The organism is Anabaena azotica FACHB-119 (assembly GCF_014697625.1).
GTDB classification, from domain to species: domain Bacteria; phylum Cyanobacteriota; class Cyanobacteriia; order Cyanobacteriales; family Nostocaceae; genus Trichormus; species Trichormus azoticus_A.
Map to the genome: position 1 here is coordinate 35,712 of NZ_JACJSG010000025.1, position 14,467 is coordinate 50,178.

The 14,467-nt window shown below is 42.2% G+C and carries 17 protein-coding genes; 12 read left to right on the forward strand and 5 right to left on the reverse strand.

Going from position 1 to position 14,467, the window contains the following annotated elements; genetic code table 11:
• Nucleotide 1 precedes the first annotated feature (1 nt).
• Both ybeY and H6G83_RS18335 read left to right on the forward strand, forming a co-directional pair.
• Nucleotides 2-529: an rRNA maturation RNase YbeY gene (gene ybeY, locus H6G83_RS18330; protein ID WP_199328492.1), complete on the forward strand. Its 528-nt coding sequence runs from the start codon at nt 2-4 to the stop codon at nt 527-529.
• Between the two features lie 137 nt (nt 530-666).
• Nucleotides 667-1,122, forward strand: coding sequence for a diacylglycerol kinase family protein (locus H6G83_RS18335; protein ID WP_190474899.1), 456 nt, complete (start codon nt 667-669; stop codon nt 1,120-1,122).
• 324 nt (nt 1,123-1,446) lie between these two features.
• Here the strand turns inward: H6G83_RS18335 and H6G83_RS18340 are convergent, their stop codons facing one another.
• The 4 genes from H6G83_RS18340 to H6G83_RS18355 all read right to left on the reverse strand — a co-directional run bounded on the left by H6G83_RS18340 (nt 1,447) and on the right by H6G83_RS18355 (nt 6,417).
• Complete coding sequence (locus H6G83_RS18340) at nt 1,447-3,015, reverse strand: alkaline phosphatase D family protein (protein ID WP_190474901.1); 1,569 nt, start codon at nt 3,013-3,015, stop codon at nt 1,447-1,449.
• 242 nt (nt 3,016-3,257) lie between these two features.
• Nucleotides 3,258-3,935, reverse strand: coding sequence for a DevA family ABC transporter ATP-binding protein (locus H6G83_RS18345; protein ID WP_190474903.1), 678 nt, complete (start codon nt 3,933-3,935; stop codon nt 3,258-3,260).
• Between the two features lie 29 nt (nt 3,936-3,964).
• Nucleotides 3,965-5,119 carry an ABC transporter permease DevC gene (gene devC, locus H6G83_RS18350; RefSeq protein WP_190474905.1) on the reverse strand — a complete coding sequence of 385 codons (1,155 nt, stop codon included), beginning with the start codon at nt 5,117-5,119 and terminating at the stop codon, nt 3,965-3,967.
• Between the two features lie 104 nt (nt 5,120-5,223).
• Nucleotides 5,224-6,417, reverse strand: coding sequence for an ABC exporter membrane fusion protein (locus H6G83_RS18355; protein ID WP_190474907.1), 1,194 nt, complete (start codon nt 6,415-6,417; stop codon nt 5,224-5,226).
• Between the two features lie 128 nt (nt 6,418-6,545).
• On the opposite strand from H6G83_RS18355, the gene H6G83_RS18360 reads away from it, so the two are divergent.
• From H6G83_RS18360 to H6G83_RS18400, 10 genes are all read left to right on the forward strand, one after another.
• Nucleotides 6,546-7,091 carry a PadR family transcriptional regulator gene (locus H6G83_RS18360; RefSeq protein ID WP_190474908.1) on the forward strand — a complete coding sequence of 182 codons (546 nt, stop codon included), beginning with the start codon at nt 6,546-6,548 and terminating at the stop codon, nt 7,089-7,091.
• Nucleotides 7,092-7,331: 240 nt separating this feature from the next.
• Entirely contained in the window at nt 7,332-7,466 is a 135-nt protein-coding gene (locus H6G83_RS35955) for a hypothetical protein (RefSeq protein ID WP_277876365.1), read from the forward strand.
• 186 nt (nt 7,467-7,652) lie between these two features.
• Nucleotides 7,653-8,054, forward strand: coding sequence for a DNA sulfur modification protein DndE (gene dndE, locus H6G83_RS18365; RefSeq protein ID WP_190474910.1), 402 nt, complete (start codon nt 7,653-7,655; stop codon nt 8,052-8,054).
• Between the two features lie 30 nt (nt 8,055-8,084).
• A complete protein-coding gene (locus H6G83_RS18370) occupies nt 8,085-9,542 on the forward strand; it encodes a DNA phosphorothioation-associated putative methyltransferase (RefSeq protein ID WP_190474912.1) in 1,458 nt (485 codons plus the stop codon).
• Between the two features lie 35 nt (nt 9,543-9,577).
• The gene (locus H6G83_RS18375; protein WP_190474914.1) at nt 9,578-9,811 is read left to right on the forward strand and encodes a hypothetical protein; all 234 of its coding nucleotides are present in this window, start codon (nt 9,578-9,580) and stop codon (nt 9,809-9,811) included.
• Nucleotides 9,808-10,209: a type II toxin-antitoxin system tRNA(fMet)-specific endonuclease VapC gene (gene vapC, locus H6G83_RS18380; protein ID WP_190474916.1), complete on the forward strand. Its 402-nt coding sequence runs from the start codon at nt 9,808-9,810 to the stop codon at nt 10,207-10,209. Before H6G83_RS18375 ends, vapC begins: the two co-directional genes overlap by 4 nt.
• Before the next feature lie 89 nt (nt 10,210-10,298).
• Nucleotides 10,299-11,807 carry an AmpG family muropeptide MFS transporter gene (locus tag H6G83_RS18385; RefSeq protein ID WP_190474918.1) on the forward strand — a complete coding sequence of 503 codons (1,509 nt, stop codon included), beginning with the start codon at nt 10,299-10,301 and terminating at the stop codon, nt 11,805-11,807.
• Complete coding sequence (locus H6G83_RS18390; protein WP_190474920.1) at nt 11,792-12,202, forward strand: ABC transporter permease; 411 nt, start codon at nt 11,792-11,794, stop codon at nt 12,200-12,202. The genes H6G83_RS18385 and H6G83_RS18390 overlap by 16 nt, the downstream gene beginning before the upstream one ends.
• A gap of 187 nt (nt 12,203-12,389) precedes the next feature.
• Complete coding sequence (locus H6G83_RS18395) at nt 12,390-12,542, forward strand: hypothetical protein (protein WP_190474922.1); 153 nt, start codon at nt 12,390-12,392, stop codon at nt 12,540-12,542.
• Between the two features lie 88 nt (nt 12,543-12,630).
• Entirely contained in the window at nt 12,631-13,197 is a 567-nt protein-coding gene (locus H6G83_RS18400; RefSeq protein WP_190474924.1) for a GNAT family N-acetyltransferase, read from the forward strand.
• A gap of 376 nt (nt 13,198-13,573) precedes the next feature.
• Here the strand turns inward: H6G83_RS18400 and H6G83_RS18405 are convergent, their stop codons facing one another.
• Nucleotides 13,574-14,419 (reverse strand): exosortase-dependent surface protein XDP2, encoded by an 846-nt coding sequence (locus H6G83_RS18405; RefSeq protein ID WP_190474925.1) that lies wholly within the window; start codon nt 14,417-14,419, stop codon nt 13,574-13,576.
• Nucleotides 14,420-14,467: the final 48 nt, after the last annotated feature.

Genomic DNA, 14,467 nt, shown 5'->3' on the forward strand with positions numbered 1-14,467 from the left:
TTTGGTGCAAGTTGAACTAGATGTACAAGACTATTTCTGTGAATCTTTCCCCCAAGCAGCCCAAGCTGCGGGATATGTGGATAGTCTTACGCCTGCAACCTGGGAAGACTGGTTTCATCGCTGGTTAGAAATGCTTGAGTCCTATCTTCCGCCTGCACCAAGCTATGAAATTTGCTTGCGGTTAACTGATGATGCCGAAATTCAAGCAATTAATGCACAATACCGTCAGCAAAACAAACCTACAGATGTTTTAGCATTTGCCGCTTTAGAGGTCGATTTACCAGAAAATCCGGAAATGATGGCACAGCCGTTGTATCTGGGTGATATCGTGGTTTCAATCAATACGGCACAACGTCAAGCTAATCAACAGGAGCATAGTTTGTCAACTGAGTTAGCTTGGTTAACAGCTCACGGTTTGTTACATCTGTTGGGCTGGGATCATCCTGATGAAGAAACTTTAATGGCAATGCTAAAACAACAAGTGTTACTACTAGATGCGATCGGTATTAATATCAATATTCATCATTAAGAATTTACCCATCCTTAAGTATTTATTCCTAATAACCATTTTATAATACTTTAAGAGAAAATTGCCTAAAAACACATAGCAGATTAAAATCGGCAAAGATTATTCATTAACCTAGTTTAATTTTTATTTTTAAGCCTATGCCTCAACAAGTTACCCAATCACCAACGCCAAACAGCATACCATCACTACTAATGAAAGAACGGGAACTTTCTTGGCAAGTCGCCACTAACTTATTGATTAGCTTTAAATATGCTTGGGCGGGAATTATCTATAGTTTTCAAACTCAGCGTAATTTTCGCATTCATGTGAGTGTATGTGTTTTGGCGATCGCTTTAAGTATTTTCTTACATTTGCCATCTGTAGAGATAGCCATTATCGGCATTACTAGCGGTTTAGTCTTGGTGATGGAGTTGTTGAATACGGCGATCGAGTCGGTTGTAGACTTGACAGTAAAACAAAGTTACCACGAGTTGGCAAAAGTTGCTAAAGACTGTGCCGCCGGTGCAGTGCTAGTTTCGGCTATGGTAGCAGTGCTAGTTGCCGCAATTCTAATACTTCCACCTCTGGTAGTTGTGATTAGGTCGGCTTTATGAATATCATGGTCGGGAATAGTCAGAAAATAGCAGAGGGAATTGGCGATCGCTAAATCCCTCTTCTAAAATTATCAAGACTTTCGTAACTGGCACTTGGGGTAGGGTGCGTCAGATGTGAAAAATCCACAGAATTTGTACGAAATTATTGGGGCTGACGCACCCTACTAGCGTGACCGGACTAAAATGTGGCAATATATCTGAGAAAAATTGAACGCAGATGAACGCAGATGGACGCAGATGATAGATTGCTATTGCATTATTTTAGCCTTGCCAGTCCACTACAGTTAGTTTGATTATGACACTTGCGTAAGTCCTATTTATGTATCACGCTCTTTTCGCACCTGGTTGCCCATTTTCCACCACAAACGAAGCTAAAGTATTAATAGTAGCCTTCTCCTCAAGGATGCTGGAGACTGCACGGTAATCACTTTGCCAAAGTTCTCTAGTTAATTGACAACGGACATAACCCCGATAAGTAGCATTAAAGAATTTGGTATGAGGATTATCTGTGAGTGCAGCTTGTACAGTAGCAATAGAAGCAGTGGGAAAGTCAGAAGTAATGGAAGTACCGACAAACTCAGTGCCAACGGTTGCAGAAAGTGGGTTATTGAAGTCAACTTTTAAATCATGCACCCAACTTGAATGAATATCTCCAGTAATTACCACTGGGTTAGAGGGTTGGCGCTGTTCTAAAAAGTTTAACAGCCTTTGACGAGCCGCTACATAACCATCCCACTGATCCATATTAAATACTGGTATACCTGGACGAGGATCAAAATCAAATTGAGCCAGCATGGTTTGTTGTGCAATTACATTCCAACGTGCCGATGATTTTTCTAATCCCCGGAATAACCAAGCTTCTTGTCTTGCACCTGTCATAGTTGCTTTTGCATCTAAAGCTGCATCACAACGTGGCTTGAACCCATCACCACAGGGTTGGTCTGTACGGTATTGGCGAGTATCGAGAATATTAAACTGAGCCAAGTCCCCAAAAGTTAACCGCCGATATAGCAGCATACTAGCTTGTTTGGGTAAGGAAGACAAGCGCAACGGCATATGCTCATAATAAGCTTGGTAAGCATTGGCGCGGCGGCGTTCAAATGCCTCCCGACTTTGGTCATCTTCTGGAATGAAGTTAGCATAGTCGTTATCTACTTCATGGTCATCCCAAGTTACTGCCCAAGGGAAGTTAGCATGAGCCGCTTGTAAATTCGCATCTGTCCTATACAAAGCATAGCGGTTGCGGTAATCAGCAAGAGTAATGATTTCCGGGCCGATATGTTGACGTGGTGCATCAGAACGAGGCCCATACTCATAAATGTAATCACCTAAATGTACAACTAGGTCGAGGTCTTCTTCCGCCATGTGTTTATAGGCTGTATAAAAGCCATTCTGCCAATCTTGGCAAGAGGCAAAGGCGAAGTTAAATTTTTGGATAGAACTAAAAGGCGCGGCGGCTGTGCGTGTGCGTCCCACAGGACTAACTTCGTTACTTACTTTAAATTGATACCAGTACCAACGGTCAGGCTCTAATCCACGGACATCAATATGTACCGAGTGAGCGAGTTCTGGTGTTGCTAAAGCTGTCCCTTGTTGCACAACCTGCGTCATGTTTTCGTCCCGTGCAATTTGCCACTGCACAGGGACATTCACTGGCGGCATACCACCACCATTGAGAGGGTCTGGTGCTAGTCTTGTCCATAACACCACACTATCCGGTAAGGGATCTCCAGAGGTCACACCCAAACTGAACGGGTAGCCGGAAAACCTTGTTTGCGCCTTGACTGGATGCCATTGACTAGCTACAGCTAACCCCGTGAAAAATCCTGCAACCAGTAAAAAATCCCGTCGTCTGCACTGGGTTGTGAGGAAGTTGCTGTTGATAAATTCCATGTTCACCCCTACTAAGATTTCCAGATGTTGGCAACTGCTTGAGTTTGTCCAATTAAGTAAGAGAAACCTATCAATGAATTATCAAGTGGGGTTTAAGAAAATGTTAAGTCATTAGTCATTGGTCATTGGTCATTGGTCACGAAACTATGGACTATGGACTATGGACTACGGACTATGGACTATGGACTACGGACTATGGACTATTGACTATGGACTATGGACTATGGACTATTGACTATGGACTATTGACTAACCAAATACCCATCTTCCATGTGAATGATGCGATCGGCTATATCTAAAATGCGGTTATCGTGAGTTACTAGCAGGATTGTACAACCTTGTTCTTTAGCTAATTGTTGCATTAAGTTAACTACATCTCGCCCAGATTTACTATCTAAGGCAGCTGTCGGTTCATCGGCTAATACTAGTTTAGGATGATGTACTAAAGCACGCGCGATCGCCACTCTTTGTTTTTGTCCCCCTGAAAGGTCATCGGGATAATAATTTAATCTTTCTCCTAAGCCTACAGTCGTTAACATTTCCGCCGCTTTGGCTGCTGCTGTTTTCACAGGAATATTACCAGTCATTGCAAAAGGCATCTGTACATTCTGCTGGGCTGTGAGAAACCCTAAAAGATTATGGGCTTGAAATATATAACCAATATTACGCCGCACTTCCACCATTTCATTTTTGCCAGCGCCGACTAGTTCTTTACCTAATATTTTCAAGCTACCCGATTGTACAGAACGCAAACTCCCAATTAATGTTAATAAAGTGGTTTTTCCTGAACCAGAAGGGCCTGTCATGATCACAATTTCACCTGGTTGAATTGCTAAATTGATATCAAAAAGAATCTGCTTTTTGAGAGAACCTTCACCATAATAGTGATTGAGATGAGAGATGGCTATAGCAGGTAACATATTAATTCTTAATTAATAGCACAGATGTTTTAGAAAATATCAGCCGGGTCGGCAGATTGTAATTTTCTGATGGCTAGTGATGCAGAAATTGAACACATCAAGGTTGTCAGCAGAAAGATAAACACTGCCCTCTCAACTGTCATCATGATGGGGAGGAGTGTTGCTTGGCGGGTAATCATGTACAACCCTTGGGAAATGGCAATCCCCGGAATAAAGCCAATGGCGGCTAAAATTAATGCTTCTTGAAATACAACTACAAGTAAGTAGCGATTTTTGAAACCCATAGCTTTCAATGTTGCATATTCTGGCAGGTGATCGGAAACATCACTATAGAGAATCTGATACACAATTACTGCACCCACCATGAACCCAATCACTACACCTAATGTAAATGTAAAACCTACAGGTGTGCTTCTATTCCAATAACTTTTTTCTTGGTCAGCAAATTGTTGTTTTGTTAATACTGTGACATCATCAGGAAGATTTGCTTTTAAATTAGCTAACACCCAATCTATATTTGCTCCTGGCTCTAACTTAATTACTCCGATATCAATTAATCCTGGTTGCCGTCTTTCATTAAAGAGGCGAAAGAAATTTACATCGCTAGTTATCAGGTTGCCATTGATGCCAAAAGAAGTTCCTAGTTTGAATAAACCAACTGTTTTGATGAGACGACTATTAACTTCTGTGGTGAAGGAACCACTAGTTTGAAATCGAGATACAATCTGACCAAATTCTTTACGAGAACCCTGATCAAATAAGACAGTATCAGGTTCTCTTAATTTAGTTAAATTCTCTGCTACACCAGCTAAGTTGAGAACTTTTTCTTCTGGATTAAAACCAATAACGTAAATGTTCCAAGTCTCTTGGTTATCAGGGTTTTTCCAACCAATGGGGTCAACATAGATAGGACTGACTGACTGCACGCCAGTAAACCCCATTGCTTGATAGAGTCTGCGTTGTGAAAAACGCTGCTGTGAAAATAAAGATTTGTAGCGACTACTCACCAGCACAATTTCACCTTCTAAGCTGTTGTGTAGTTGCACAGCACCATCAAACAAAGCTTCACGAATACCCAGTTGTAAAAACATTAGCACATCTGCAAAAGCAATCCCGGCGATCGCTACTAGCATCCGTGCCTTTTCCCGCGATAATTGCAACCATGCTATATTTTTCATAGTCATTAGTCATTAGTCATTAGTCATTAGTCCGTAGAAAGGACAAGGCTTCCCCTTTCCCCTTCCCCTTTCCCCCTTCCCCTTCCCCTTTCCCCTTTCCCCTTTCCCTTCTAATTCAATGCGATCGCTACTTTGACTTTAGAATTAGTTAAACCTGTGACTCGCTGGCTTGATTCAGCGTTGAGGCGGATTTTTACTTCTACTACTCGCGCATCAATATCTGCTGCTGGGTCGGTGTTGAGTACGTCTTTTTTGGCGATGAGTAAGTCAATTTGCTCGACGGTTCCGCTTAATTCTCCGGGGAGGTTGAGTTGGGTTATCGCTGCACTTTGTCCGACTTTGACGCGGTTAATGTCAACTTCATACACTTCGGCGACAACATACATTTGATTTGTCTGTCCAATTTCCACAATACCTTTGTCACCCACGATTTCCCCAGCCAGAGTATGAGTTTTCAAAATTTGACCAGCTTTAGGCGATCGCACATAAGCTAAGTTTAAATTAGCTTGGGCTTCTTGAACTGCGGCTTTGGCACTATCTACTTGTGCTTGTGCAGCTTGCACATCGGTAGGACGCACTTCTGCAATTCGATTTAAGGTGGCTTTTGCTTGTCTGAGTCTTTCTTTTAGGGTTTCTGATGTTTGGCTGCGGTTTGCTAAGGCTTCTCGTAAACTCTCTTCGGCGGTTTCCAATGTCAGCTTTTTACTATCTCTGATCGAGGTGGAAACTGCACCATCTGCTTGCAGAGATTGATAGCGCTGATATTCGATTGTTGCATTTCTCACTTCTGCTTCTAAACGCCTAACTGTCGCCACTCTGGCTGCAACTTCTTGGCGTAGTTCTGCTTCTAGTTCCGCAATTATAGCTTGTTGTGCGGCAATTTCTCCCTGTTTTGCTCCGGCTTTTACCTGTGCTAATTGCGCTTGTGCTACTGCAACTTGTTGCTTTGCTCTATTTAACGCCGCTAGCCGAGTATCGCGGTTATCTAGAATAGCAATGATTTGTCCCTTGTTGATGCGATCGCCGTTTTTTACCAACAGTTCTGCTACACGGTTACTCCCAGCCGTCTGGGAAACTGACACCTGTACAACTTCCCCTTGCGGTTCTATCCTCCCCAAAGCCGTAATAGCTTTGATTGCTGGACGGTTATCAATCACCTTTGGGGTAATTTCTTTCCCTGGATTTTGCGCCAGCACATATAACGAACCAGCCGCACTTGCTAAGACTAAGGCAACTATACCAACTATGCGCCATTGATGAGGATACTTGAGATTTCTAAATCGGTCTGGATGTGTGTTCTGCATGAGTTACCGCCTGGGTGTTGGCAGCTAAATTTACTGTATACAACATTTTATTATCAAATTATTTTACTCAACTTGTTGTGTACAAACTCTAGTGTACACTTAAGAAAATATCTGTCAAGTCGTTTCTTATGGGTTTATCGCAAGCAATCCTCACCTGTTTAATTGATGCTCCCCATAGTGGTTATGATCTGTCTAAAGTCTTCAGCGAATCTGTAGGCTACTTTTGGCAAGCTTCTCAGCAACAAATTTACAGAGAACTAGGTAAACTGGAGGCTGCGGGTTTGATTGTGTCGGAAGTTATTCCCCGTGAAGGTCGCTTAGATAAAAAAGTGTATTCAATTACAGAACAGGGAAAGCAGCACCTCATCGAGTGGATGCACAAACCCAGTGAACCCGACATCATTAGAGAAGATTTATTAGTAAAAATTTTTTCTGGGGGTATAGTATCAGTGGACTTGCTGATAGAAGATATCGCACGTCACCGCAGAATTCATTTAGAGAAGTTATCCACCTATCGAGAAATTGAAAAAGAGAAATGTCCTTATCCAAAAGAACTAAATAAGGAAGAGAAATTAAGACGTTTAGTTTTAATGGCGGGGATGAAATATGAGCAATCTTGGATAGACTGGTGTGATGAGGCACTTGAGGTTTTACAAAGTCTATCGTCAGAATAAAGTTTTTATTGGTGATGTTGTGAGAGATTTGGGCTTTTTTTAACGCGGAGGGACGCAGAGGTTTTATCAAGATAATTGGCTTTGTATCAAAGTAGTAGCGTGGCAAGGCTAAAATGTGGCATTAGATTGGGAAAAAAATCGAACGCAGATGAACGCAGATAAACGCAGATGAGTAAGAGATAGATTGTTGGCTAATGCACTATTTTAGCCTTGCCAAGCTAGTGGACTGGCAAGGCTAAAATGTTGCATTATTCCTTTCTTGTAGGATGGGCATCTTGCCCGTCCGGTGCGGACAAGATGCCCACACCACAAGATTTATTTTCATTGCACTATTTTAGCCTTGCCACGCCACTAGTAGTGGACTGGCAAGCTTAAAATGTTGCATTAATTAACCACAGAGGCACAGAGACACAGAGGTTAGAGAGGAAACTTATTGCACTATTTTAGCCTTGCCACGCTAGTAGTTATAATTAAGTGCATCTTCTGAAAAAATTGGTATTAAGGAGAAAAATATATATGCAAAATAAAAGTATAATAAGGGGTATTTTTTGACTTTTAATTATGGAATCGCCCATCGAAAGAATTAAACTCTCACAAACAGCCAAAGAACAACTTTTAAAACTTCGCCGCAGTACCAAAATCGACCAATGGAATATTTTATGTCGCTGGGCTTTTTGTCGTTCCCTAGCTGAACCTACTCCACCATCTCCTGTCCCCATTCCCCAGGATAGCAATGTGGAGATGACATGGCGGGTTTTTGGTGGGGAAATCTCGGATATTCTCCTGCTGGCGCTGAAACAACGCTGTCACAATGACGGTAACACCCCAGATAAGGAAACCTTAGCTACTCAATTTCGCCTACATTTACATCGCGGTATCGGCTACTTAGCAGGCGACTCAAATATCAAGAAAGTTGAAGATTTAATTGAACTGGCAATAAAAGATGGAAAGGATATTAGTTAACTGTTAACTGTTGACTGTTAACTGAATCTTATGTCTGAAGCGTTAGAAATCGAGCGTCATCGAGCTGCGATCGCTCGCACTGAAATCTCTCGTCCTGTAAGATTAGCTATAGAATGGGCTATTCTTAACCCAGACAAGACATTTTTTGACTACGGCTGTGGTTACGGTGGTGATGTCCAGCGTGTAGCTAACCTTGGCTACACCAGCGCCGGTTGGGACCCTTACTACTATCCCAACGAACCCATTACCCCCGCCGATGTGGTCAATTTAGGTTACGTCCTCAACGTCATCGAAGACCAAGAAGAACGCCGTCAAAGTCTCATCCAAGCCTGGGAACTGACGCGCAATGTTTTAATTGTGGCTGCTCAAGTATTAATTAACGCCCCCAGTAAGGCACAACTCGCTTACAGTGATGGTATTGTCACTAGCCGTAATACCTTTCAAAAATATTACGAACAAGCAGAACTGAAAAAATATATTGATGAAGTTTTAAAAGTTGATGCTGTCCCCGTTGCCCTTGGGGTTTACTTCGTTTTCCGGGATGAAGCCGAAAAAGAAAGCTTCAAAGCCATCCGCTTCTTTTCTCGCACCGCTACACCGCGAGTCCGCATCCCCACAAAGCGGTTTGAAGACTATCAAGAACAACTTGCGCCCCTGATGGCATTTTTCACCAAGCGCGGTAGACTGCCAGTTAAAGGAGAATTAGCCAACGAACAAGAGTTACTGGGTGAATTTGGCAACTTCCGCCGGGCTTTCGCAGTTGTCCTCCAAGCCACCGATGAGGCAGAATGGGATGCGATCGCCTATCGTCGTTCTTTAGATATCCAAGTTTACCTTGCCCTCACCCACTTTGACCAACGTCCCAAATTCTCCCAACTCGCCCCCGAAATGCGCCATGACATCAAAGCTTTCTTTGGTAGCTACGAGGAAGCTTGCGAAGTCGCCGACCAAAAACTCTTTAGTTTAGGTAGACCAGGAGTTGTGCAAACAGCTTGCGAAAAAAGCAAAATCGGCAAACACACACGCGGCGCTTTGTATGTCCACGTTTCCGCCCTAGCCTCCCTCGACCCCCTACTGCGAATATACGAAGGCTGCGCTAGCCGTACCATTGGGCGTGTAGATGGAGCCACCCTCATTAAATATTACACCGACCAACCGCAAATATCCTACCTATTTTATCCAGATTTCGACACAGACCCCCACCCGTCTTTAAAAGCCAGTATCACAATTGACTTAAAAACCTTGTATGTAACTCACCGCGACTATAGTAATCGAGCTAACCCCCCCGTGCTGCATCGTAAAGAAACTTTTGTTACCAGCAGCTACCCACGATATGAACAATTTGCTAAACTCACCCAACAAGAACAGCAATTAGGACTGCTCAAGCAAAAAAGCGAAATCGGTACTCGTGCAGGTTGGGAAAAATGTCTTGCAGCTCATGGTGTAGAAATTAGGGGACATGAAGTTTATTTAATTAAGGAAAGTTAAGAAAAGGCTGATAACGATTTAGAGGATAAACAACTATGCAAAGTATTAATATACGTTCTCATGTAGGTGCAGATGGGATTTTACATCTTGATATTCCTGTAGAAATGACAAATACAGAAATCGAAGTGACAGTTACCATTCAAGAAGTTTCGCCACAGAAACGAGGTTGGATGCCTGGTTTTTTTGAAGAAGTGATTGGTGGTTGGGTAGGCGAACCGCTAGAACGAACACAACAAGAAGAATACGACAATAGGGAGCAGATATTTTGACTTATCTTCTTGATACTAATGTTTGTATTCGTTTAATCAATAATAGTAGCCCTGCGGTGATTAACCGTCTTGCCGACAAAAAGCCAGAGGATATTTTAATTTCAGCTATAACTCAATTAGAACTTTATTATGGTGCTTATCGTAGTTTACAAACAGAGAGAAACTTAGAAATATTACAACGGTTTTTTAGCCAATTTAATATATGTTTTTTGGACTCAGCATCGGCGATGATAGCTGGGAAAATTCGTGCTGATTTAGCTGCTATTGGTACACCAATCGGCCCCTATGATTTGCAAATTGCAGCCAGTGCAATAGCCAGAAATTTTATATTAGTAACGCACAATACCAGGGAGTTTAGTCGAGTGAAGGGATTACAGCTTGAGGATTGGGAAGATTAAACATAATCTGTGGCGTAAATGATAAAACCATACAACAGCTATGGCAATATAACAGCAATTTGTTCAAATGAAAAGGAAAAAATTAAACAATGAACGAAATTCAAGCAATGCGACAAGCCTTTCAAAGTCGCAAAATGGGTGCGCTACTACTGCTAGGCTTTGCTTCTGGGTTGCCTTTATTCTTAACAAGTAGAACATTACAGCTATGGATGCAGGATGCCAAAGTAGATATTGGCAAAATCACCTTATTTGGCTTGTTAGCATTGCCTTATTCCCTGAAATTTTTGTGGTCGCCTTTATTAGATAGATTTGTGCCGCCACTATTGGGTGCAAGACGAGGTTGGCTACTGTTTACTCAAATTGGATTAACAATAGCGATCGCCACCCTAGCATTGCAACAACCCGCCCAAAGTGACCAAGTATTACAAATTCTAGCAATCAACTGTCTCGTCATCACTTTTTTAAGCGCTACCCAAGACATCGCCGGAGATGCTTACCGTACCGACATCTTAAACCCACTCGAAGCCGAACCAGGTGCATCAGTTTGGGTATTAGGCTATCGCGTAGCCTTGTTTATCACCAGTTCCCTCGCTTTCGTTTTAGCTGAACGCATCCCTTGGAACGTTATTTACTTATTGATGGCTGTTTTAATGGCTGGGAGCATCTTGGTAACTTTGTGGTCTCCTCAAGAACCACAAAGCCGCAACGAAAATCAAAAATATTCACCTTTATCTCTCAAAGATGTCATTTTTATCCTGGTGATCACATCATTAGTAGCTGGATTAATTGCAGGTGTCTTTACTGCTTATATTGCTCTGCCTGTATTTTACTCGGTGTTAGCGGGTTTAATCATAGCTTGGATTGTTACATCTTTATTATTACCTACAGAACTATTAGATGAAGTCACAGAAAATAGTCCTCCCCAAAATTTACAAGCCGCTATTTTTCTACCCTTTAAAGAATTTTTTCACAGATTTGGGTTAACTCAAGCTACTATCATCTTAATTTTCATTATCCTTTATAAATTAGGTGACTCCTTAGTAGGCATTACAGCGAATTTGTTTCTGCGAGAGATCCAATTTACCAAAACGGAAATTGGTACAATTCAGTCTGGTATGGGCTTTATCGCCACAACTGTTGGTGTATTGGCTGGTGGCGTAATTATGACCAAAATCCACCTCAATCGTAGTTTATGGGTCTTTGGTATCCTTCAATTACTCAGTAACTTAGGTTATTATGCACTAGCGGTTGCTGGCAAAAATTATTCACTTCTCATCTTGGCAGTGAATATCGAAAACTTCAGTGCGGGATTAGTGACAGTTGCTACAGTCGCATTCTTGATGAATCTTTGTAACCATCGCTTTACTACCACTCAATTCGCTTTATTCTCTAGCTTAATGGCTATTAGTAGAGACGTTTTATCCGCACCGGCTGGTGATTGGGCAAAAGCTACAGGCTGGCCTGTATTTTTCTTGCTCACCCTAGCAGCAGCAATACCTGGCTTGCTGCTTTTGCCCTTTGTTGCCCCTTGGAACCCTAAACTAGTGGCAGTAAATAGACCAGGACTTGATGAAGAGGATGTATGGGAAACCAAGTAGTGATTATCGTCGGTACATTTATTCTCCTACTCACGGGCTTGTTACTAGGCTATGTTCTTTCACAGTTAGTTCTAGGTTATTTAGCGTTTAACCTGCTAACTTTTTTCGGAACAATTAGCTTAATTCTAATTTTCGGCACTCTCTACTATGTCCTGTTCTGGCAACTGAAGCGAGGACAGACACAGGTAATACCAGCCCAAATGCCTACCAGATTAGAAGAACAAACACCAACAACACCAGAAAATCATCTCAAAAACAAACTTATTTCCCGATTAAACGGGGATGTAGCAGCAGCAGAACGGTTAATTGACCAAGCCAAGCAAAACTATCCCGGAATGCCAGAAAATTGGTATTGCGAGAGAGTGCTTGATGACCTAGACCGGGATACCCGCTAAACTCTGGTTTGTCATGCTTATAGCAGGTGACAGGTTCAAAAGCTTCTGGGTATAAGGATTTGATGATTTATCTATGTCCTAACTTATGTGCCTACTGCTATAAATATCGCTAAGATTAACTTAAGGAAAATTTACAAATCTTTGCTAAGGTTGTGCAAAACAGCCTGATCTAACAACAAATCAAAATATGGCTATATTCAGACAGTACATCGCACCCTTACTAGTCGTACTAGTATTCATCTTTGCCCTAGTAGCAGTCAGCGCCCGCATCTTTTTACCCTCAGATATGGCTGCACCAGCACCTATTGAAGAAGTTGGTGTCATTCTCAAGAGGGGCTAGGGACTGGGGACTGGGGAAAAGGTGAAGAAAAGGAAAAGCCTTTCCCCTTTGCCCTTCCTATGGACTAATGACTAATGACTAATGACCAATGACTATACCAGGCTATTCCATTCGGCGAGGCTCAAGCTTGGAGCGATCGCAACTTGTCAAATTCATCCAACGCACCTACCAAGAGTTATTTCCCGAACAAACAGACTTTGCTCACCTAGCAACCACCGTTGAGCAATACTTCTCTCAAGATACGCCTTTGTGGTGGGTCGATTTTGTTGATGGACTGGGTGGGGACTGGGGAGTAGGGGGAGTAGGGGGAGTAGGGGGAGTAGGGGGAGAAACTAATAAATATTCTCCCTCATCCCCCTCATCTCCCTCATCCCCCTCATCTCCCGTAGCCTGTCTATGGATGGGAAACGCTATAGACCAAATAAAAGGCGATCGCCACGCTCATATCTTTCTACTGTATGTCGTACCCGAACATCGACGGCGTGGTATTGCGACAGCCTTGATGGACTGTGCAGAAAATTGGGCAAAAAAAAGAGGCGATCGGCAAATTGGATTACAGGTATTTCAATCCAACGCGATCGCTTTAAATTTATACAATCACTTAGGTTATCAAACTCAGTCTCTCTGGATGGTCAAGCCTATTAGTGGTGATTAAAAATCATCAGAACTTACGCATCAAGATTGTCTGTTAAGACTGGGTGTAGGGATATAAGTGTATAGAGGGCAAGGCTTTGAACACCTCTGACAAAATCCTTGATTTTTCGTCTTCATGCGTAAGTCCTGATGATATACGCTTTGTGTGAGTTAAAAATTACCCAACAATATCAAAGGTTTGCATCGTTATATCTTGCACCATTCTCTTCCACTCGAAAATCTTAGCTTAAAACCCTTGCGATTTCGTAGGGTGAGCATTTCCACTTGCTTATTGAAAAGGTGCAAGATATGAACATCTTCGGTTTACATCTGAGTCAACGAGACTGTTGTATTTCAGTCTCCAACTCACATCAGCCGTCATATGCTGTTGGCAATAATTAAAAAGATGATTTCCAAAGAGACTTTTTTCTGATTTGACGACGGCGCACTAAAGCAAGTGCGGCTATTGAACCTAACCCTAGAATAGTAGCAGGCTCAGATACAGCAGCACTAGCAGCAATCACTTTGAAATCAGGCCCTCTATAGTTACTTTCAGATATTAATCTGATACCGCTAATAACTGAACTGCTATTCAATCCTAAATCTGCAAAACTTACCCCATACGAACCTACAGGTTGAGCGCCAGTTGTTTCTGTCGTATCGATGCTAAAGCCAGCAGAAGTCCATCGGTTACGGGTAATTCTAAAACTACGACCGATAAGATTGCCACTATTATCCAGTGCTTGAACTACGAGATCGGCATTACCACCGCGTTCCCAAAAGAATAGGCTATCTGTCCCATTAGAGTTGGCTACAATTTGATCTGTAAATGTTAGATCAAGCGTAAAGAAACCATCGTCTTCAGTGTCAATAATATTGTTTAAGTTGTTGTTACCTAAGTATGTGGCAACTGCTTTCCCATCAGCAGCGTTTCCAGCTACTAAATTTTCTTTTGGAGAAAGACCATCAGGATTTGTAGCTTCATCGCCTCTATCGGTACTAGCTGCACCAAAAGACCTATTAGTGATGCCTTTATTCCTGACTATGTTAGCCCCATTGACGTAGTTAAAATTGGTCAACCTGACTCCATTCTGCGTAATAGACTCCAAGAAAATGTCCTTCTTAGGATCAGCAGGGTTTGGGGTAAAGTTCGTTGTGAAACTGGCCGCTTGGGCAGAGTGAGAAACAGCTAAGACAGTACTCACAGCCAGTCCAGTAGGCAAGAGTATTGTGTAAAATTTCATTGGCTTTATGAATGTAATGAGTTTAGTAAAAATACTAATGCAGTTTGT